At 53.3% G+C, this 18,959-nt stretch carries 15 protein-coding genes; all 15 read right to left on the minus strand.

Annotated features, from left to right (window positions below; genetic code table 11):
* Nucleotides 1-68: 68 nt before the first annotated feature.
* The 15 genes from Q3F21_RS05915 to Q3F21_RS05985 all read right to left on the minus strand — a co-directional run bounded on the left by Q3F21_RS05915 (nucleotide 69) and on the right by Q3F21_RS05985 (nucleotide 18,875).
* Nucleotides 69-2,876 carry a WIAG-tail domain gene (locus tag Q3F21_RS05915; RefSeq protein WP_340250543.1) on the minus strand — a complete coding sequence of 936 codons (2,808 nt, stop codon included), beginning with the start codon at nucleotides 2,874-2,876 and terminating at the stop codon, nucleotides 69-71.
* 109 nt (nucleotides 2,877-2,985) lie between these two features.
* On the minus strand, nucleotides 2,986-4,497 hold the full coding sequence (locus tag Q3F21_RS05920; RefSeq protein WP_340250544.1) for an AAA family ATPase: 1,512 nt from the start codon (nucleotides 4,495-4,497) through the stop codon (nucleotides 2,986-2,988).
* A complete protein-coding gene (locus Q3F21_RS05925; RefSeq protein ID WP_340250719.1) occupies nucleotides 4,490-5,011 on the minus strand; it encodes a hypothetical protein in 522 nt (173 codons plus the stop codon). The genes Q3F21_RS05920 and Q3F21_RS05925 overlap by 8 nt, the downstream gene beginning before the upstream one ends.
* A 160-nt stretch (nucleotides 5,012-5,171) precedes the next feature.
* Entirely contained in the window at nucleotides 5,172-5,648 is a 477-nt protein-coding gene (locus Q3F21_RS05930) for a DUF5590 domain-containing protein (protein ID WP_340250546.1), read from the minus strand.
* Between the two features lie 26 nt (nucleotides 5,649-5,674).
* Entirely contained in the window at nucleotides 5,675-6,367 is a 693-nt protein-coding gene (locus tag Q3F21_RS05935) for a hypothetical protein (protein WP_340250547.1), read from the minus strand.
* 377 nt (nucleotides 6,368-6,744) lie between these two features.
* Nucleotides 6,745-8,043: an amidohydrolase gene (locus tag Q3F21_RS05940; protein ID WP_340250548.1), complete on the minus strand. Its 1,299-nt coding sequence runs from the start codon at nucleotides 8,041-8,043 to the stop codon at nucleotides 6,745-6,747.
* Nucleotides 8,044-8,059: 16 nt separating this feature from the next.
* Nucleotides 8,060-8,683: a redox-sensing transcriptional repressor Rex gene (locus tag Q3F21_RS05945; protein ID WP_340250549.1), complete on the minus strand. Its 624-nt coding sequence runs from the start codon at nucleotides 8,681-8,683 to the stop codon at nucleotides 8,060-8,062.
* Between the two features lie 17 nt (nucleotides 8,684-8,700).
* Nucleotides 8,701-9,600, minus strand: a complete 900-nt coding sequence (locus tag Q3F21_RS05950) for a ComEC/Rec2 family competence protein (protein ID WP_340250550.1) — start codon at nucleotides 9,598-9,600, stop codon at nucleotides 8,701-8,703.
* A gap of 41 nt (nucleotides 9,601-9,641) precedes the next feature.
* Nucleotides 9,642-12,557, minus strand: coding sequence for an ATP-dependent DNA helicase DinG (dinG, locus tag Q3F21_RS05955; protein ID WP_340250551.1), 2,916 nt, complete (start codon nucleotides 12,555-12,557; stop codon nucleotides 9,642-9,644).
* Between the two features lie 87 nt (nucleotides 12,558-12,644).
* Complete coding sequence (locus tag Q3F21_RS05960; protein ID WP_340250552.1) at nucleotides 12,645-14,213, minus strand: tetratricopeptide repeat protein; 1,569 nt, start codon at nucleotides 14,211-14,213, stop codon at nucleotides 12,645-12,647.
* A 76-nt stretch (nucleotides 14,214-14,289) separates the two neighbouring features.
* Nucleotides 14,290-14,673 carry an aspartate 1-decarboxylase gene (panD, locus tag Q3F21_RS05965; protein WP_340250553.1) on the minus strand — a complete coding sequence of 128 codons (384 nt, stop codon included), beginning with the start codon at nucleotides 14,671-14,673 and terminating at the stop codon, nucleotides 14,290-14,292.
* A gap of 23 nt (nucleotides 14,674-14,696) precedes the next feature.
* Entirely contained in the window at nucleotides 14,697-15,557 is an 861-nt protein-coding gene (gene panC, locus Q3F21_RS05970) for a pantoate--beta-alanine ligase (RefSeq protein WP_340250554.1), read from the minus strand.
* Entirely contained in the window at nucleotides 15,554-16,417 is an 864-nt protein-coding gene (panB, locus tag Q3F21_RS05975) for a 3-methyl-2-oxobutanoate hydroxymethyltransferase (protein ID WP_340250555.1), read from the minus strand. Before panB ends, panC begins: the two co-directional genes overlap by 4 nt.
* A 261-nt stretch (nucleotides 16,418-16,678) precedes the next feature.
* Entirely contained in the window at nucleotides 16,679-17,662 is a 984-nt protein-coding gene (locus tag Q3F21_RS05980) for a biotin--[acetyl-CoA-carboxylase] ligase (RefSeq protein WP_340250556.1), read from the minus strand.
* Entirely contained in the window at nucleotides 17,652-18,875 is a 1,224-nt protein-coding gene (locus tag Q3F21_RS05985) for a CCA tRNA nucleotidyltransferase (RefSeq protein ID WP_340250557.1), read from the minus strand. Before Q3F21_RS05985 ends, Q3F21_RS05980 begins: the two co-directional genes overlap by 11 nt.
* Nucleotides 18,876-18,959 lie beyond the last annotated feature (84 nt).

The raw sequence follows: 18,959 nt of genomic DNA on the forward strand, positions 1-18,959 counted from the left end.
GCTGTCTATTCACGTACCGTTTACCGAGAACCGAGAAGGGGGCTGTTTCCTGCTCACAACTTCCGCTTCTAGTCTTCGTACTCCTCATCAAATTCTTCTGCAAGGGTTTCGTCAAAGATGAGCTCCTCGTGGTCATCGGTCCTGTTCTTATTCTTTCCCGAAGCCCCTTTCGTTTCGACAGCACTTTCATTTGGAAACTCTTGATCGATCTCCAGGTCTGCCTCCCGATCGCCGGCTTCATGCACATACAGCACGGCCTTCTCATCATCGTCATTATCTTCCGCATTTGCTCCATCCACCGCGTCGCTCTCCTCTTCGACCCCTTCAAACAGATGATCTTCATCAATATCTTGTTCAAAAAATTCTCTCATCTCGCCTGTGATGGCTCCACCCTTTTCACCGATTGCTATCCACTGGATCACTCCTTTTTCCTCTTGTCCGGAACGAGTTCGGTACACAGTGACGACTGCCGAAGTCCGATTTCCGTATTTGAATGAAACCTGACAGCCCATCCGGTTTGTCATTGCCACCAGGCAGTAGTCGGCATTTGCGAACGGGGCGTCGAGCCGTATCGTGACGTCAACCGACTTTTTGCTGGCAGGCAGCCGGAAGGAAAGGAAACCGAACTGCTGCAGCGTCACCCCTTGCGGCCGACTGGCCTCGACCGGTGCAAACGCCAGTTTATCGGCTGTGATCGCGCCATCCGCCAAATGGCCGGCGGTGATTGTTCCTTCGCCGATGTGTTCGCCCGTTACGCTGTCAGGCATCAGATGTTTGGCACCCACGCTTTTTTCCATCAGATGACCGCTGCCGATCGAATTATCCAGGAGATGTTCCGCCCTGATCGCTCCCGGAGTAATTTTGTCCCTTGTGATCGAGCGATCCTCGATGTGATCCGTGGAGATGGCAAACAAGCCGATTTTTTCGCTGGTCACGCTGCGTATCGCTATTTTGGAGGTGACGATTGCCTCCTCGCAAAGCTTCTCTGTTGTAATAGACAGCGGTTTTACATGCTGCGAGTCGACGGCTCTGTTGGCGATGTGAATGCCCTGTACGCTGCCGGGAGACAGATGGTCGGTCGTAATGGAACCGGCGATCAGATGCTCTCCGGTAAGCGTGTTTTTCTCCACGTGCCCGCCTGATACCGATTGAAGCTCAAGTCTCGTGCCGTCCACACTCCGCGCGACCAGTTTTTCACGGGTCACGCTGCTGGGAGCAAGCTTTTCAGAAGTGACCGCCTGATTTTGCAAGTGTTCGGTTTGGACGGCGTTGTTGGTCAGGTGTTTTGAATGTACAGATTTATCGGCCAGCTTCTCATCCGTGACGATATTTCGGGAAAGATGCCTTGTTTTGATCGACTCGCTGCCCAGTTTGGCGGAGGTGACAGCTCCGTCGGCCAATTTGGTCGTCGTTATGCTCAGTTCGGTTACCTTGTCGGTCGAAACGGATTCTGCCGCAAGCTTGGAAGTGGTAATGACGTGGTCGGCCAAATTATGGGTTTGAACGATATTGTCCTTTAAATGGACATTGCTGATAACGCGCTCACTGAGATGAGAAGCATCGACGACCCCCTTTGCCAGCTTTTCCTTGGTCACGGAGCCATCAGCCAAATGTTTCGAATCAACTGTTCCCTCGCCCAAATGATGACTGTTGACAGCACGCGGAGCCAATTTGTCGGCATTGACAGCCTTGTCGGCAAGCTTGCTGGTCGTGACCTGCGCATCGCCGATTTTCTTTTGCGTGACGCAATTATCTTGCAAGTGGGCCGTCTGAATGGCTGATGCTTGCAGATGAACGCCGCTTACAGACTCTTTGGCCAATTTACTGGAGGTGATGCTATTCTCGTCGAGGTGTTCGGTTGTGATTGCATACGGCGCCACTTTTTGGCCCGTCACTGACTCTGGCGACAAGTGCTGCGATTGGACACTGAATGAACCCAGATGCTGCTCTTGAATGCTGCCCGGCATGATATTGCTGGCGTCAACGGCTCGCTCATTCAAATGTTCGTGCTGGATCGCACCGCGCTTGATGTGGTGCGGCTCGATCGCATCCTCGTCGATCTTGCTGCTGGTCACAGCTCCATCGCGAATTTTTTCATTGCTGACCGCGTTGTCCTCCAATTTGACGGAGTTGATGATATAGTTGGCCAAATTTCCTTTTTGAATGGTTCCCATCTTGATTTTTTCTGCGGTAATCGCCTGATCCTGGATAAGTTCGGTCGTGATGGCTTGCTCCTGTATGTGTTTTGTCTGGATCGCATTTTCGGCAAATTTGATTGAGTCAATCGTCTTGTCGGCAAGCTTGTCGGCTGCAATGCTGTTGTTCTGCAGCTTGTCGCCCGAAATGGAGCGATCCTGCAGCATTTCGCCATTGATCACATTTTTGCCGATATGCGCAGCCTGGATCGCTTCCGGCGCAATCTTGTTCGAGGTTACAGCCCGGTCAGCCAGCTTGGAACTGTCTACGGCGTAATCCTTCAGCAAATTGTTATCGATTGTCCCCGGCTTGATTTTGGATGCGTCTACGGCCCGATTGGCGATTTTTTCGGTTGTGACAGCCTGATCGGTCAAATCATCCGTATAGATAACCGAATTGTTCGTCTCGTCCCGGCGCTCCCTGAGTACTTTCGAAAAAGTAGTCTGATTTGAATTCACTTGCTGTTTCGGAATTTTTTGCAGCGGCGGCTTTACAGCATCAGGCTCTTTTTTCACGGTTGACACTGTGAATGCCTCTTGTCCCCCGCTTGCTATTGGCCGGTCGGCCTCCAAATCCTCCAGCCAGTCCACGTCCATATCGGTTTGCAGCAAAGGGAGTTCCAGCCTGTCAGACCTTTTCCCCAACGTTTTGCTTGTTTTTCGACGGTTCACCTTCGCCATGGTATATTCTTCCCTCCTGAAATCGTCCATGTCCTGTTGTAGGATATTCACCTTAGGGCCAATTGGGCACCGTCTACGTAAAATAATGCAAAGAAAAAAGAAGCCGGCGTTATACCGCCAGCTCCTTTTTGGAGGTGGAAACAGAAGCAAGCAAGCCGCGGAATGCATCGCCATGCAGGACTTCTGCCTTCAGCAAAGTATGGAGACCCTCTTGAAAAACAGAGTCGTACTTGTTGAGTAACGTTCGGGTTTTCTCCAGAAGGTCTTCCAGTATGCGTTCGACCTCATCGTGAATCCGTTCCTTGGCTACAAACTGCAGGTGAACAATACCCAGGTTGGACATGCCGCTCTGGACAATTTCCTGCGCCATATTCAGCGCTTGCTCGAAATCGTTTTTGGAACCGGTGCTGCGTCCGCCGTAGTAAATCTCTTCAGCGACGGCCCCGCCCAGGCAAACCATGATCTGCTTTTCCAAAGCTTCCTTGGTGTACAAGTACCGATCTTCCATCGGATTTTGCCGGACGTATCCCAATGCTTTTCCGCGAGGGCTGAGTGTCACCTGGGAGACCGAGCCGGGTCGAACCGTCTCGCTTACAATCGCATGGCCCAATTCGTGCAGGGCGACGCGCTTTTTCTCTTCTGCCGAAGCTTCCCGGTCGACTTTTTCCCCCATCATCACTTTGTCCACGGCAAAGGCAAAATGACGCGCTTCGATTTGTTTGCTTTTCTCACGCATGGCGTAGATAGCCGCTTCATTGGCTACACTTTCAAGCTGCGCTCCCGAAAATCCGAATGTCTCCTGAGCCACTTGCTCCAGAGAAACATCGGGCGCAAGCGGTTTATTGGCTGTATGAATCTCCAATATTTGCTCCCGTGCCGTCTTGTCCGGCAAATCTACACTGATATGGCGGTCGAAACGTCCGGGACGAAGCAGCGCCGAATCGAGCATGTCTTTTCGGTTCGTCGCCGCAATCATCAGAATGCGGGGCTTTTCGCTCGTGCCGATGCCATCCATCTCGGTCAGCAGCTGGTTCAAGGTCTGGTCGTACTCGCGCTGCTGCTGCCCGTCGCGCTTACCGCCGATGACATCGATCTCGTCGATGAAGATGATGCCGCTGTCCTGACCGTTCTTTTCAGCCAGCGCCTTTACTTCTTTAAACAGATCGCGGACACGCTGGGCCCCGACACCGACGTACATCTCCACAAACTGTGAACCGGATGCAGCGACAAAGGCAGAATTGGTATAGTTTGCCGCCGCTTTTGCCATCAATGTCTTCCCTGTCCCGGGCGGGCCTGTCATCAGCACGCCTTTCAGCGGACGAATGCCGTACTGGGCGATTTGATCCCTGTGCTTCAAAAAATCAAGCGCTTCCTTCAGCTCGTTTTTTGCTCTCTCCTGACCGCCGATCTCGGCAAACTGAACGGTTGACTTCGGAACCAGGTTTTTCGTTTGCTTCCCCTTTCCGCCAAACGAGATGTTCCCTTGGCCTTGCCGGACGACCAAAAAGTAGAGGGCAAGCAGCACGACCCCGAAAACGAGCAGGGGCGTTATATTAATGCCTAGGAACCACAGAAAAACAAGTATGGCCGGTATCGCACCGCAAACAATTTCCTTACCCACGAATCGCCACCTCACTTCCGGACGAACGAGGGACGATCGCATAGTAGTCGTCCGCCCCCCGTTTCAGGTATACGTATACATTGTCTGCATCCATCTGGGCCGCCGCTTCGTCCAATTGATAGGCTGCTTTCCAGTCGCTCACCAATTGCGGAATCCGGCTGTACTGATGCAAATCAACCGCTTCCGTAAACGAAAACAAACCGTTCATCCAGACTTTTTCCAGCTCTTTCGACTGGTTGCCAAGGGTGATTTGAATCTCTTTTCCCCCTGCCATTTCTTTTGCTTGCTGCATCAGCTTGCGATATTCCTGCGGAAACAGCTCCGGATGCGTTACGTTCAAATCTATTTGAATGTTTTCCTTGCCAACATGTATGTCAGCCAGCTTTGCTGATTGCAATTGTCCGATCTGGCTGCGAATGGGCTCTTCCACTTCTATTTTTTGATACAAGAACCAACCGCCGAACAAAAGAAGCAGCGTCGCCAGCAGTGAGAGTCCAATCGCTCCTTTGCGCATTTGCACAGTTTTCCCCCCAAACTATCAAAGAATGTCTATGATCTGTCGCCTTTATCTCTTTTGTCAACGGTTTTAGTATATCATATCGATATATCATTTTTTGCTTACAGTTGCTGGGAAAGAAAAAAGCCCTTCCGACATGGAAGGGCAGCTCGTCTGACTATGGAGAAACGACGTAGGACGTAAGGAGGGCGCCAGTAAACAGATGGTAATGCAAGTAGTGAAAACGCCCTTTTTCATCCTGCAGCGTTACCTCCCAAAAGCGGTTTTTTTCGTCAATTCCCGGTACAATATGACGTACAGTGCCACCGGGAAAACCTTTTTTTACGGCAGTTTCCACACTTTCGCGGGTTACGGCTTTCTCCAGGGAATCAAAAGCGATCGTATCTGCTGTCAACCAGACGACTACAGGGGTTCCGGCCTGGTTTTTGCCCAGCACCACCGCATATGACTGGTTTCCGCGATACTCGTCTATGGAATCGATTTGTTCGATTGTTGTTCGATCTTTGACCCATTGTCGTACCTGGGCCTCGAAATCATTCTGTTTTCCCCGAACCGTTGCCCCCAGGTGATAGGCCGAGCCGAGCACAATTAGCAGAATAACTGCGACTATTCCTGTAATGATTCTCGCATACACGGGTTTAACTCCTTTTCCCCTTTACATTACAACCGAAAACGAAGCTGGTCCTGCTTGAGTCCGGCTGCTGTCTGCATCTGTAAATAAACCTCCAATTGACGCAGTACACGTGTCGGTCCATCGTACCATAATTGATACTCGACGGCAATCTGATTGGCCAGCCGCGGCGTCATGTCCTGGATCGGAAAGGATGGGCCCAGCCACATCGAGAGCAGATCTGTAATTTCATTCGGAGGCACATTTAAACGATACCCTTGCCAGCCCTGACCGGAGCCGTCCGCGACAGGCAGCGGCGCTACGCGCTCAAGCTTGCTCTTCAGAATAGCCGCGTGCTGATGGGGCGTATAGAGCGAATACGGCAGTCCCATATGGTCCTGGAGCTCACCGTCTATCGCCACATTGACCTGCTCGTCTGCTTTTTGCAGTTCAAAGCGATGTCCGGCTATGTCTCCGGCCAGCTGAAAATTTTCTCCCTTGTATTTTCCGCTTAATACGTAATCCTTAACGAAAACGGAGAAAGGACGCTCCGTATCTTTGGTTGCCTGATCCAGCAGACTGGCAACGATCGCCCGGTCAGCTTCTTCCCGCTGCGTCGTCGATATCACATGGGCTTCTTTTATGTCCAAACGATTGTGAAGCTCGCCAAGCAAGGTGCCCAAGGCAAACAGGACGAGAAACAAAGACGGAAGCCACCAAAGCTGTTTGGGCTTGATATACAAGTCCGTTCACCCCTGTCCCTTTTTCCTTATGCGTATGAACGGTGGGAAGGTTTTAGAACAGGACGGAAAACTTGCTAAACATACGACCTGGCACCTGGGCCATACTACTGATACACCCCGAGGAGGTGAGCGCGTGAAGCTGTCAAACCAAACGACATCTCCTGACCTCTTAGGGTCCATGCTGCAGGACTATCGCGTCTCCTGGGCAGCATTGTCTTCACCTCTAAGAGCATCGTCTCACACATCCCCACTGGAATTTCGCCATACCTCTCTTGCGGAAGTATGGCGAAAATAAGTCGGCATGGTGGCCAATCAAAATCCCTCTACCTACACCTACAAACCTTTTCTCCTGTCCCCCATGACAGGAGCCTTTTCCCTTATCGGTTCAATTGCTGGAACATCCGGTTGGCTTCAAAAATAACCCGCTCTTCGTCGATGGTGAGAAGCTCTTTATTGCGCATCAGGAAGGACCCGGCCACGATCGTATCCTTTACATCCCGTCCATTTGCCGCATACACGACATGAGAGACGGGATCATGTGCGGGATGGAAGTGCGCCTGACGGCTGTCGAGCACAATCAAATCGGCTTGTTTCCCTACCTCGATGGTTCCGAGCGAATCCGGCTGGAATACGCCTTCGGCACCGTAACGGGTTGCCATGCGCAGCGCTTCTTCGGCTGGAACAGCGACAGGGTCGTAGTTTACTCCTTTGTGCAGGATGGCAGCCAGCTTCAGTTCTTCAAACAGGTTGAGATTGTTATTGCTCGCACTGCTGTCTGTTCCCAGGGAAACGTGAATTCCTTTTGCCAGCATTTTCGGCACAGGCGCTACTCCACTCGCCAGCTTCAGGTTGCTGATGACATTGTGCGATACCTTTACTTGATAGTTTGCCAACACGTCGATTTCTTCATCCATAAGGTGGACGGCATGGGCGAGCAAAGTTGGCCGGTTGAAAACGCCAAGATTCTCCAGATGAGCAACTGGGCGGACCCCGTAATCCTTTACATTCTGGCCAACTTCCCACTCTGTTTCGGACATGTGAATATGGATCGGCAGCGACAGTTCCTCCGCTTTTTCCACAATTTGTGTGATAAATTCCGGCGGGCACGTGTACGGAGCATGCGGCGCCATCATGACGGTGACGCGTCCATCCGCCTGGTTATGCCATTCGCGTGCGAACGAAACGGCATCCCGCAGCTTCGCCTGGCGCTCTTCCTCGGAGCAAAGGCCAATCATCCCGCGGCAGAGACGTGCTCTCATCCCGGATGCTTGTACCGCTTTTGCCACTTCGTCCATATGGTCATACATGTCTACGAAGGTAGTCGTACCCGTCCGAATCATTTCGATCAGCGATATATATGTGCCCCATTTCACATGCTCGGACGTAAATTGTGCCTCCAGCGGCCACATTTTGTCTTCCAGCCACTGCTGAAGCGGCAAATCGTCGGCATAGCCGCGAAGCAAGGACATGCCTGCGTGTCCGTGTGTATTGATGAAGCCCGGCAGCACATAATCCCCTTTCTGATCGATCACTTCATCGTAGCCGGAGAGATCTTCCGGTGTCGGACCGACATAAGTGATTGTGTTTCCTTCAAACCCGACTGCCCCGTCCTGAATCACTTCATTCCGGTCGTTTGCCGTAATTACCGTAGCATGGGTCAAGATCGTCTTTTTCATCAATTACACTCCGTTCTTACGTTAAATAATAGGCAAGGCTCTGCAAACTGGATGTCACATCCGCATAGTGGATTCTGACATCACGGTCGGCCCGGATCGTGGTGGGAGCAAAATTTAAAATCCCTTCAATCCCAGCTTCGAATAAAAGGTTGGCGACCGACTGGGCCGCTGCGGCTGGGACGGTGATGATGGCGAGCCGAATCTTCTGCTCTTTCACCGTCTGTTTCAGCTCTTCCAGCGGCTGGATGGTGATGCCCGCGAGTACTTTTCCGCATTTTGCCGGATCGTTGTCAAAGATGGCCGCAATCCGCATGTAATCTTCCACCTGCGCATTGTAGTTGCTGATCGCGTGCCCCAGATGTCCGGCCCCAATCAACGCTACGCGGATTTCTTCGCTCAACTTTAGAATCTGACGAATTTTTTCCACCAAATAGTTCACGTCATACCCGATGCCCTTTTTGCCGAAATCTCCAAAAGAAGAAAGGTCCTTTCTGATTTGTGCCGGGTTGACGTCGAGATTTTTGCCCATCTGCTGGGAGGACACCGTCGTCACGCCCACTTGCTGCAGATAACTTAAGTAGCGCAGATAAATCGGCAGTCGGCGTACAACCGCTTCCGAAATCTTTTCACTTTTGGCCACGTACGGTCGATCCTCCTTTACTTTTTACTTTTCAGCACACGGTAATCCTTTCCATTGGAGAGGATGGTAATGGTTCCGTGCTGGCTGGTAATGTAGGTCTCGGCCCAGGATTCGCCGAGTCTCTCCAGCACCTCTTCCTGGCCGTCCTTCAGTTTCTCTCTCGATTTTCCGGTCAAAATGACCGCTACCTGCGGATCCACCTTGCCCAAAAATGGCTGAGACGAAGCCTGATTGCTTCCTTGAGCGGCCACCTTCAAGACCGCCGCTTTCAATTGTCCTCCGTGTTTTTCAAGCAGCCGTTCTTCTGCCTTCTCGTTCATCGCACTCGCAAAAAGAAAGGGCAGCTTGTCATGGCGCAGCTGAAAGACCAAGGAGTTGTCCTGCGGAGACAAAAACAATGGTTCACTCGGGTGCAGTACCTGAAGCGTCACGTTTTCGTCCAGTCTGATTGCTTCTCCGTCTGTGACAGGCACTGTCTTTTTGGCTGATTTGAGCGGTGCTGCGCTGCGAATCGAAGACTCAATCGGACGGGGCAAAATGACGCTTTCCACAAGCACCCGCTCCACAAGAAAAGCAAAGCCGCCTGCATGCTCAGGCAAATCGTTCGTCAGGACTACGTAATCGAGTCGGGTAATTTTCCGCTCCGTCAGCACTGCAAACAAACGAGGCCAATCTTCGGCACTTCCGGTATCGATAAGCATGTTCTTTCCATTCGGCAGTCGAACCAAGGTCGCCTCCCCGTGGGGCAGCTCCAGATAGTTGATGACAAGACCTACGAATTCGCTCTCATTTTCACTTGCGAACGGATCTTCCACCTTTACCGCCTTCTGCAAGTGGTTGTCGATCGAGCAGCCGGGCACCAAGAGGATCGTGACAGCCAACACCAACAGCCAAGCTCTTCCCGCTTTCCACAGCATTTATTTTATCACCTATATCCCTGTGAGACTATTGCTTCATTTTATGAATCAGATAGGGATTGCATGCCCCGAAGAAACGGCGAGATGTCTTCGCGAAGGACTGTCCAGGGGCCGCTTCTCGTATCGAACGGAGGAAGCGATTTGAGAAACGAACGTCCGTAGCGGGATTCCACGATACGCGCATCAAGGACAACTACGACTCCGCGATCGTCGTGGTGGCGGATCAGTCTGCCGACCCCCTGCTTGAACTGGATGACAGCCTGAGGCAAAGCGATTGACATAAACGCGTTCTTGCCCTGCTCCTTCACCTGCTCTGCCCTCGCCTGATATACCGGGTGGTTCGGCGGGGTAAACGGAAGCCGCACGATTACCAGACAGCTTAACGCCTCGCCCTGAATATCTACACCTTCCCAAAAGCTGCTCGTCCCCAAGAGTACGCTATTCGCCTCTCTCTGAAACATGCGGACGAGCTTGGTCCGGTTGTTGCTGTCGATTCCGTGTCCAAGCAGTGTGTAGGGCTCGTCGCCCACCTGTTCCTTCAGGCCCTGATATACCTGCCGGAGCATGGAGTACGAGGTGAACAGGATCATCGTCCGGCCCCCCGCTGCCCGAATGGCGTCCACGCAGCCTTGAACCACTGCCTCTATGTACTGCTGTTCGCTATCTTTTCCGAGCGTAGGCAAATCGGACGGAATCAGCAGAAGTCCCTGCTGTTCGTAACAAAAGGGCGACGGCAGCTGGAGCGTTCGCACTCGCTCCTCGGGCAGATGGTCAAGCCCCATTCTTTCCATGATGTACGAAAAACTGTCTTTGACCGTCAGTGTTGCCGAAGTGAGAATGACGCTTCTGCGCTCCTCAAAAAGCGGTTCCGCCAGGCGCGTTGCCACTTGCAGCGGCGCGGCATGGAAATACACCTGCTTTTTTGGAGTCCGCGACTCGATTTCCATCCAGCACACATACTCGTCGCCTGGCTCCAAGAGAAAGAAGTGAACCAGCTCCATCCCCTCTTGCCACTCCTTCAGCAAGCCTGCGGCATCGGTATAGAGACTGCGCCACTCAAATGACGGTTTTTCATCCGCTGACATGCATGCCAACAGCGAGTCCAGGTCTGACGCGAACAAAGACATGGATTCGATGACGCGCCGGGCGGTCTTGCGAATGCGCTCATGCTTGCCGGAGAACGAGGTCGTCCGGTAGCGTACGGTATCCCTTCCCGTATCAGAGGTTTCTTCCCCCCGTTCTGACGCCCATTGATACAATAGCTGAGCCAACTGCTGCGACTTTTCTTTTAACTGGAGAAAGTGTCCGTTCATGCTTGTCAGCACAGAGCTGACCGGCGATGACTGTCCATTCCCAGGCAAAGCGAGAAGTTCCTCGGCAAATCTGTGAAGATAACTCCCTTCCTGCGGATTCGCCCGATCCAAAAGGAACAACAGCTGGGCCGTCGAAAACTGCTTGCCCAGATGATGGGTCGCCACACTTTCCAAATGATGGGCCTCGTCAATAATGGCGATATCATGTGCTGGCAGAATGCGCTTCTCAGCCTGCAAATCGCTGACGAGCAATGCGTGATTCACGATCAACACGTCTGCCTCGCTGGCTCTTTCGCGCGCCTGGAAATAATAGCAGCGGCTAAACCAGGGACAGTTCCGGTGAAGGCATGAGTCCGTATCGCTTTTCACCTGCTGCCAGTAAAGCTGGCCGGTTGACGGCATGCTCAATTCTTCGACATCCCCGGTCTCGGTCTGCGTCAGCCAGGTCACCATCTGACCTTTCACCAGCCTGAGCTCCTGGCTGCTGCCTTCCATGGACTCTTCCAGGCTCTGCTCGAATTTTCGCAGACAGAGGTAATTGCCCCTCCCTTTCAGCGTAGAGGCGCGGAACGGAAAAGGCAGCGACTGCTGCAGCGCGGGAATTTCCTTGTGGAACAGCTGCTCCTGCAGTTGAATGGTATTCGTGCTGATGACGACGGGCTCGCGCCGCTGTTTGGACCAGAGAATGGCGGGCAAAAGGTACGCGAGTGATTTGCCGGTGCCTGTACCCGCTTCGACAAGCAGGTGCGAACCCTTTTCCAACGAGTCAAAAATAGCCCGCATCATCGACTCCTGGGCTTCCCTTCGCTGGTAGCCGGGAAGGTTGCGGGAAAAGGCGGCTTCTTCCCCGACCATTCGTTCCAGCATTTCCTCAAACGAGGAATGTACCGCCTGTTCTTCGCGCTTAAGCGACGCCCGCAGGCGCTCCGGCTTTTTGCGCAAGGCAAGCTGCCTGTACACATCCCATTTTTCGGAATCGCTCGGATCGGAAAAACCGGCAGTCTCGCGTTCGGAAGTCTCAAGCTGCCCCACCGCTTCCCACTTCTTTATCTCAAAGAACCGCAAGAGCTCCGAAATATCGGAACGGAAAGAAGAGACCAGAATCTGCAAGCGCTGGATCGTCACCAGCGGAAGTTCATTCAAAATGTCCAGCAAATGCAAAAACAGCTGGGCAGTTGCCAAAGCGTCACTGTCCGCCTGATGGGGACGGTCATGCTCGATTTGCAGGTCATCGGCTAATTCCCCGAGCCGGTAGCTGCCCTGCATCGGCATGAGGAAACGTGAGAGCTCGACTGTATCCAGCACATAACCGTCAAACGTATAATAGCCCTGGCTAAGCAGGGCTTCTTGCAAAAATTGAAGATCAAAGCTGGCATTATGCGCGACGAAGGTCCGTCCTTCCAGCATGCGAAGAAAACGGGGCAGCACCTCTTCCAGCGTTGGGGCGTCCGCCACCATCTCGTCGGTTATACCGGTCAACTGCTTAATAAAAGGGGGAATCGCCTGGCCCGGATTGATCAGGGTGGAAAAAGACTCGGTGATGTGTCCGTCGTCAATCGTGACGGCTCCGATCTGAATGATGCTGTCTCCCTGTCTCGGGTGGCTCCCCGTGGTTTCGAAGTCTACAACGATGAAACGATTCAAGCTATGGTCACCTCGTACTTGCGCGGCCCGTATCATGTCCGCTTCCCTAACACTTCGGCAAAGACCGGGAAATTTCCTGCTCCCTGATCAAGGATACAACAGCTCGCTCTTCGTGATGGGCTCCCCCAGCTTGCCTGCGCACATTTGAAGATAAATCGGTATTTCCCTGAAGTGATCGCTATGCGGCAATACCCGGCGGAAATACTGCTCGGCCAGCCGCCAATTTTCCTCCGCCAAGGCGATCCGGCCGAGGTGGTAATAACCAAGTGAACGGACGTATGGGTCTTGATCCTCGGTAAACGGCTTGGCGAGTTGTTTCGCCGCTAAAATATCCCCCATCCATTCATAGGCCGTGATCATTCCCGATTGAGCCAGACGATGATCCCGCTGCTTCAGCAGAATGAACCGGAAGGCCGCCAGCGACTCTTCGATTTTTCCGTCAAATAACAGCATCCAGCCGTAGCTAAAGGTAAAATCAAGCTGGTCGGGGGCCAGGCTGATCGCCTTTTTCATCAATGTCAAAGCGCGGCGCGTTCCGGCGATCAGCCAAGTGTTCCAGGCCAGTCCATGCCAGGCAAGGCCTTCCCGGGGATGACGTTCGGTCAGGAAATGATAGCAGATCTGGGCCCGGTGATAGTTCCCGAGCGATTCATAGAGAGATGCCATTTCCTGCAGCGTGGCGCTATCCAAGTCGCGGTTGGGGAGCCGCAAGCCGCTCGGGGGCGCAAGCTCCGCCGCCGGATCGCTCATCTGCAGCAAGCGGGCAGCCCGCAGCCAAAGCATCTGGGCCTCCCAATCCTGACTTTCCTCGTCAAGCACCTTTTCGATAGTCTCCATCGCCTCGTGGACGTATCCGTCCTCCAGATAGCATAGCGCCAGATTAAACCAGGCATCCCGTTGATTAGGCTTGATTGCTACAGCTTCCTTGAACGCTTGCGCCGCCTCAAGCCACTGCCGTTCTTCCGCCAGGATGCATCCAATCGCATTGTAGCTAATGGCCGTGACGACGGGAGAACTGGCTGACCTGCTGAGCAGCCGGAATTCCCGCAGCGCCGCTTCTTTCTCACCGCAAAACAACAGACTGTAGCCGTAATACAACCGGCCGCTTTCCCAGTCAGGAGATTCGTTTAGCAGCTCGGCAAAACAGCGCCTAGCATCCTGGTACATCCGGAGGTGGTAAAAGCCCTCGCCTTTTCGAAACATGTGTTCATATTCCCGATGCGAATCGAGATAACTCTGCTTTTGCATGGAAGCAGCCGACGCAGGAACATGCTCTTCGGCAGCGTTCCCGTCGTTTGCCAGGGCTGCTTTCAGCTCCTTCTGTGCAGATATAGATGAGCTTTGGCCTGTCTTTGCATAAACTCCCTCTGCTTCCGGCTTGCCGTTGTCATGAGGTTCGTGTTTATACCCATTCAACTCCGCAAAATCCTCGTCCTGGCCGTCTTCCTGGCCCTCCAGCCGTTTAATCTGCCGAATGGCAGAAGACAGCTTCTCTTCAAACTGCAGCCACAGATCGACGACGCGGTCGCTCACCTGGCGAAGCTGAAACAACTGATCCGCCAGCTGAAGCTTTTCATGCTCGGAAGCCTGCGGCCACTTTTGTTCAATTGTTTCCGCCTTTGTTTGCAGTGTATCAAACCATTCTTCCAGCTTCAAAAAAAAGCCACCCCCTGTGAGGCGTGTGTAGTCTCATTGTTTCACAAGGGATGGGCCTCTATGCAGATATTCCCGATTAATAGACGGTCGCGTGTACTTCCTCGGCGAGCAGCTCCGCAATTCTATTATGTTCATCCATGATCGCCACCCGCGGTTTGTGGCTGCGGGCTTGCTCGTCGCTGACCAGCACATAAGAGATGATGATGACAATGTCGCCTGGCTGTACCAAGCGGGCTGCGGCTCCGTTCAGGCAAATAACGCCGCTGCCCGGCTCTCCTTCGATCACGTATGTCTCCAGACGGGCCCCGTTGTTGTTGTTGACGATCTGCACTTTTTCGTTGGGCAAAATGTCCAGGGCATCGATAATATTTTTATCGATCGTAATGCTGCCTACGTAATTCAGGTTGGCTTCCGTAACGGTCGCCCGGTGAATTTTCGCTTTCATCATCGTACGAAACACAGGGAAATCCTCCTTTTCCGGGTTCAGACTGTTACCATCATGTTGTCGATCAGCCTTGTTTTGCCAAATCGCACAGCCAGAGCGACCAACACCCGCTCACCCTTTTCAACGGAGTCCAGCTGCGCCAAATCGGGGTATCTCAGCAGTTCCACATAATCAATATCCGCCAGCGGCTCGGCCTGTATGCTCCGCACGATCTCATCCCGTATGCTCTCAAGCTCTTCTCCCCCCGCCAACCGCTGCTTGGCCAGCTGCAGGCTGCGGAATAACACCGTTGCCTGCTTTCTTTCCTCCGGATTGAGATACACATTGCGCGAGCTCATAGCGAGGCCGTCCGCTTCGCGAACAATCGGGCACGGGACGATTTTCACCGGAACAGAAAGGTCTTGCACCATCTGCTCGACAACGGCTACCTGCTGCGCGTCCTTTTGCCCGAAAAAGGCGTAATCGGGCTGCACGATCTGAAGCAGCTTCAAGACGACCGTAGCGACGCCGTCGAAATGACCGGGACGGGAGCGTCCGCAGAGCGGTTCCGAAACACCCGCCACTGACACGTTCGTTTTCACTTGCTGCGGATACATTTCCGCCACGCTGGGCGTGAACACCATATCGACTCCAACCGATGCCGCCAGTTGAAGATCCCGCTCCAGATCGCGCGGATAGCGGTCGAAATCCTCGTTTGGTCCAAACTGGAGAGGGTTGACGAAAATGCTCATGACGACGAGATCGCAATGCTTTTTGGCCTCGTTTACCAAACTGAGATGCCCCTCGTGCAAATAGCCCATCGTCGGTACGAATCCAATCCGTCTCCCCTGACGGCGTGGCTCCCGCAATTGCCGCCGAAGCTCGGCGATCGTTTCAATCTGCTGGACAGTCTGCATCATGACCGCACTCCCCCTCCTCCGTACAACTGTGAAACTACTTCTTCTTTTGCGTGAAAAACATGTTCGGGCGCCGGGAAACGACGTTCCTTTACTTCCCTTACATAATCACGCACAGCATCCCGGATGGATGTGCCGACATCGGCATACCGTTTGACGAACTTCGGCTGCAGCTGAGACGCATATCCAACCAAATCATGGAAAACAAGTACTTGTCCATCGCATGAAGCTCCGGCTCCGATGCCGATGACCGGTATTTCCAGTTTGGCTGAAATGAGCGCTGCGACTTCTTCCGGCACGCATTCCAGCACGAGGGAGAACACGCCGGCTTCCTGCAAGGCTTCCGCCTCGTCCATCAGCCGTCTCGCCGCTTCCAGATCTCTGCCCTGGACTTTGTAGCCGCCTAACTGATGAACGGCCTGGGGAGTCAATCCGATATGGCCCATCACGGGAATGCCTGCCTGTACACAGCGCTTTACGAGCGGAGCCAGTTCAGTGCCCCCCTCCATTTTGACGGCTTTTGCCAATCCTTCCTGCAAAAGCCTGCCCGCGTTTTTCACGCCTTCTTCCACGGTGCCGTGGTAGCTGAGAAACGGTAAATCCGCAACGACGAATGCTCTTTTGGCAGCTCTCGTCACAGCTTTTGTATGATGGAGCATATCGTCCATCGTCACCGGCAGCGTCGAGTCGTATCCGAGTACGACCATGCCCAGCGAGTCTCCGACGAGGAGCATGTCAGCCCCGGCTTCCTCCGCCAGCTTGGCCGAGGGAAAATCATAAGCGGTAATCATGGCGATTGGCTCGCCCGCATGTTTTTTTGCGCGCAGATCCGATGTCGTGATCGGCGCCAGGTTGTTTGTCATCTCTCTCCCACCTCTACATGCGCCCTTCCCCGTGAGACCAGTACGGAAATAAAAAACCTTCTCGCCGAAAAAGGGAGAAGGTTGTCCACGCAAATACTGGCAACATTCAAAATGCTGCCGGATTCCTTCTGTCTCGGTCCACACAGGCTCTGAGCAGATTGTTGTCCATAGCATTACACAGAATGAAAAGAAAAACCCCAAATGCGGGAGTGCCGTTCGAAAACCCGATACAGCCTCCACTCATGGAGTATATCAAAACAATCAGGAATTTGCACCATAATCGACATCAGCGGAGTACACCTTGTGCCGCTTTCCGGAGGCGTCTTCAAGGATCAGCACGCCCTCCTCGTCAAGGCCAATCGCCCTGCCTTCGAGCGTTTGTTGAATCGTGCTCACCGTAATCCATTTGCCGATCGTATAGGAGTGCTGCTCCCATTCCGCTTTGACCCGCTCAAAGCCTTCCTGCAAATAATGATCGTACTCACGCTCAAAGTTCTCGCAAAAACGCCGGATAAAAGCGACGCGCTTGATCGGCTTGCCTGCTTCGATCCGTAGGGAAGTCGCGATCGAGGACAACTCCGGCGGGATATCCTTTTGCTCCAGGTTGGCGTTGATCCCCATCCCGATGACGAGGTAGTTGACGCGATCCGACTCCGCATTCAATTCGGTCAAAACGCCGCTGACTTTTTTGTCTCCGATAAAGATATCATTGGGCCACTTGATTTTGATCTCAACGCCCGTTTCTTCCCACATCGTCTTGGCCAACGCCACTGCAGCCAGAAGTGTCATCTGCGGCGTTTTCGGGAGCGGAATCTCCGGCCTGATAATCAAGCTCATCCAGATACCGGTACCCTTTGGAGAGTGCCACGGACGGCCGAGGCGTCCCTTGCCGCCCGTTTGCTGTTCGGCGATGACCAGCGTCCCCTCCGGCGCTCCTTTGGCGGCAGCCTCGTGGGCCAATGGCTGCGTCGACAAAACCGTATCATACGCGAGAACATGCTGCCCGATGCGATAAGTCGCGAGTCCGGCTTTGACCTCCTCGGCAGAAAGTCGGTCCGGGGCAGCGATCAAGCGATATCCCGCTTTCCTCAATGCCTCAAACTCATAGCCGTCCTTGCGCAGCTCTTCGATATGCTTCCAGATCGCTGTCCGTGAACATCCACAGGTCTGGCTTAGCTCTTCTCCGGAAATAAACTCTCCGGGCTTGGCATGAAACGCCTTGATGATTTCTTCTTTAATATTCATGACGGGCAACCTCTTTCTTCGCTTCCTCAAGCAATGCCTCCGGGGTATTCGCCAAACCGTAAAACGCCGTCTGCTCCCACAGATGCTGCAGAATTTGATGCACCCACTGCCCCGGCTTTTTGCCCAGCAACGTATACAAGTCCTTGCCGCTTACTGCCAGCTCCTGCATCGATTTGACAGGCATCTGCTCGTATGTAGCTTCCAATGACTGTTTCAGATCACGTGCTGGATTGTCTTTCCAAACGGCCTGAAGAAGTGTCGCGAGCTCCAGACAGAACGGCAAGCCTGTTTGAAGGAGCAGGGGCCTCCAGTCCACCCCGGACGGCTCATCCCACTTTGGCTGCAGAAGAGCAACATACTGGATAAAGGAGCAGACTGCTTCCGTTTCCCGCTTTGACAGCCTAAGCTCGTTGCAAACCTCTCGCGCTTCTTCGGGAAGGAATCCGGCGGCGTACATGAGCAGCGCCCACTTTTGCGGAAGGCTCGCAAGAAAAGGCAATCGTGCCGCCTGCTCCTGTCCGACTGAAAAAAGGCGCTGCAAGAGCGGGGATGTGTGAAGCGCCCCCGTCTCGGACAACAGCCGCACCCCTGTTTCCGGCGCCGGACTGTCCAGGATTTTATGCAATTCATCGCGGACTCTCTCGATCGCGATATGAGAGAGAAGCGAGGAAGTGACGCTCATCGCTTCCAACGTTTCCGGCTCAATCTGAAAGTTTAATTGGGCTGCAAAGCGGATTGCCCGTAAAATACGCAGCGCGTCCTCCCGAAAACGCTGGACAGGTGTTCCTACGGCGCGGATCAGGCCGTTTTCCAGATCGCGTTTTCCCTGGAGCGGATCTTTCAATCGCCCATGCCGGTCCATGGCAATCGCATTCATCGTGAAGTCCCGTCGCTCCAGATCGATTCTCAGCTCTGTGACAAAGCTGACCTCGCTCGGCCGGCGAAAATCTTCGTACTCTCCTTCCGTGCGATACGTTGTCACCTCATAAAGCGAGCCGTCCAGTTTGACAGAAACCGTCCCGTGCTTGAGTCCTGTCGGCACATGGTCGGGAAACAGGCGCATCACGTCGCCTGGATGGGCATTCGTGCATATATCTATATCATGAACAGGTCTATTCAACAGCCAGTCGCGGACGCAACCGCCTACAAAATAAGCCTCGTACCCGTTTTCCTCCAGTGTTTTTAATATGCTTTCAGCCTGTTTCTTGCCCACACGCTACACTCCGTTTTCGTCCGCCCTGGTTAGGAGGAGGCGTAATTGATGAGATTTCTGATGGGTTTGTTTATTATGATTTCG

Origin of the sequence: Brevibacillus borstelensis, assembly GCF_037834415.1 — a bacterium.
Lineage (GTDB): Bacteria > Bacillota > Bacilli > Brevibacillales > Brevibacillaceae > Brevibacillus > Brevibacillus borstelensis_A.

What these genes read in the sequence shown, in the direction of transcription:
- Q3F21_RS05915 (WP_340250543.1), bottom strand. Translation starts at nt 2,876, where the DNA reads ATGGCGAAGGTGAACCGTCGAAAAACAAGCAAAACGTTGGGGAAAAGG.
- Q3F21_RS05925 (WP_340250719.1), bottom strand. Translation starts at nt 5,011, where the DNA reads ATGCGCAAAGGAGCGATTGGACTCTCACTGCTGGCGACGCTGCTTCTT.
- Q3F21_RS05940 (WP_340250548.1), bottom strand. Translation starts at nt 8,043, where the DNA reads ATGAAAAAGACGATCTTGACCCATGCTACGGTAATTACGGCAAACGAC.
- Q3F21_RS05950 (WP_340250550.1), bottom strand. Translation starts at nt 9,600, where the DNA reads ATGCTGTGGAAAGCGGGAAGAGCTTGGCTGTTGGTGTTGGCTGTCACG.
- panC (WP_340250554.1), bottom strand. Translation starts at nt 15,557, where the DNA reads ATGATGCAGACTGTCCAGCAGATTGAAACGATCGCCGAGCTTCGGCGG.
- panB (WP_340250555.1), bottom strand. Translation starts at nt 16,417, where the DNA reads ATGACAAACAACCTGGCGCCGATCACGACATCGGATCTGCGCGCAAAA.
- Q3F21_RS05980 (WP_340250556.1), bottom strand. Translation starts at nt 17,662, where the DNA reads ATGAATATTAAAGAAGAAATCATCAAGGCGTTTCATGCCAAGCCCGGA.